The sequence below is a fragment of the Aquiflexum sp. genome (genome assembly GCF_041749095.1).
Taxonomy (GTDB): Bacteria; Bacteroidota; Bacteroidia; order Cytophagales; family Cyclobacteriaceae; genus Aquiflexum.
The window spans coordinates 1-1,693 of the sequence record NZ_JBGTCA010000459.1; the positions used below are offsets into that span (position 1 = coordinate 1).

At 40.2% G+C, this 1,693-nt stretch carries 3 protein-coding genes; 2 read left to right on the top strand and 1 reads right to left on the bottom strand.

What is annotated here, in order from left to right:
• Positions 1-476, bottom strand: a 476-nt coding sequence (locus ACEW8O_RS20900) for an acyl-CoA thioesterase (RefSeq protein WP_373496568.1), incomplete at its 3' end; no start/stop codon positions are given.
• A gap of 77 nt (positions 477-553) precedes the next feature.
• Between ACEW8O_RS20900 and pxpA the strand changes: the two genes are divergently transcribed.
• On the top strand, positions 554-1,282 hold the full coding sequence (gene pxpA / locus ACEW8O_RS20905) for a 5-oxoprolinase subunit PxpA (RefSeq protein ID WP_373496569.1): 729 nt from the start codon (positions 554-556) through the stop codon (positions 1,280-1,282).
• A 2-nt stretch (positions 1,283-1,284) separates the two neighbouring features.
• Positions 1,285-1,693, top strand: a 409-nt coding sequence (locus ACEW8O_RS20910) for a carboxyltransferase domain-containing protein (RefSeq protein WP_373496570.1), incomplete at its 3' end; no start/stop codon positions are given.

Sequence of the window (1,693 nt, forward strand, 5' to 3'; positions counted from 1 at the left end):
TCTTTGATCGTCATATTTGAAATATCCAGGTTTTCTGAGGTCGCTTTGAGAAACTCCAGGATACTCCCCTGATGGTCGGTTGACTTTCCTTCCTTGATGGTGACATAGCGCATGGTAGTCCAAAGAACAGTTTTGAGTTCTTTTTTGGTATCATCGGTCATGTAGTATTCGAGCACTACCGTATTGTCATTGTACCACAGCAAGCGGCTCATGATCCTGACCCACTCTCCTACCTGCGCAGGCCTGACATAGGATATATTATGGTTATATACCACCCAAGCAGCTTTGTACTTTTGAATCATTTCAAACATCTCTACTCCATACAGCTTAGGTACCTGATCTTCCCGGGCATTGAAGAAATAGTCAAAATATTTGGCATTATTCAGATGTCTTAGCGGGTCGCAGTCCTGAAATCGGATGACCACCCTGCTTTCGGTTTCTTTGGGATAATGTTTCTCGGGATTGAATTCGAACATAGGAATAATGATTTATTAGACTTATTTGATAAAACCATCAAATTAAAATTGAGGAATTAATCCCTAAATTTACCATAATGAACCAACAAAATTTTCCTTTTGATATTAATTGTGATTTGGGTGAGGGACTTTCCAATGATGCACTGTTGATGCCATATTTGGGGAGTTGCAATATTGCCTGTGGTGGACATGCCGGAAATGAACAGACGATCAAAGAAACAATCCGGCTCGCCAAGGAGCATCAGGTAAAAATCGGTGCCCATCCCTCCTATCCTGATCCCCTGAATTTTGGAAGGCTTAAATTGGAGATGTCATTGGAATTCCTTCAAAAAAGTCTGATTTCGCAATTGTCGGTTTTTCAGGATATATCAGTAGAAGAAAATATTAAGATACACCATATCAAACCGCATGGGGCACTGTATAACTTTTCAGCAATTGACAAGTCCACCGCGTCAATGATTCTGGATATTCTTGAAGATCAGTTTCAGGGATGCTATCTCTATTGTCCTCCCAACTCTTTGATGGCACAATTGGCAAATGAAAGAGGCATACCCATCAAAAGAGAGGTTTTTGCAGACAGGAATTACAATGGAGATGGAAGCTTGGTCAGCAGGTCTGAATCCAATGCTGTCATCATCGACCCAGATGAAGTCATTGACCATATCAAAATTATGGTAGAAGAGTCTAAAATCAGAACCCTCAATGGGAATACCATTCCTGTTCAGGCCGACACAATCTGCATACATGGTGATAATCCAAACGCAGTCGGGATATTGAAAAACATCAATAAATACTTTAACTTGTAGCGATGCAGCTAAGAGTTTTTAGGATCCATAGCAAACTGATAGAGATAACATGGCCAAAGGATATCTCTGCAACTATTCTGTCAGAGCAGCTTTTGGTCAAGGATTTTTTGTGGAAAGAATATGGAGAAGGAATCAGGGAAATCAGGATGGGGTTTAACTCCCTTTCACTGAAACTCAAATTGGAAATCACAGAGACAGATTGCAATGACCTTCTGGAAGAAATCAGACAACTGCCCAAACCTTCAAAAAAGAACTCATTCAAAACCTGGAAAATCCCTGTTTGCTATGATCTTACCTTTGGGAAAGATCTCGAGAAACTTGCACGATTGCACAAATTGAGTGCTGAAGAAGTTATACAGATTCATTCATCTACAATCTACACTTTGCATTTTTATGGATTTTTGCCGGGTT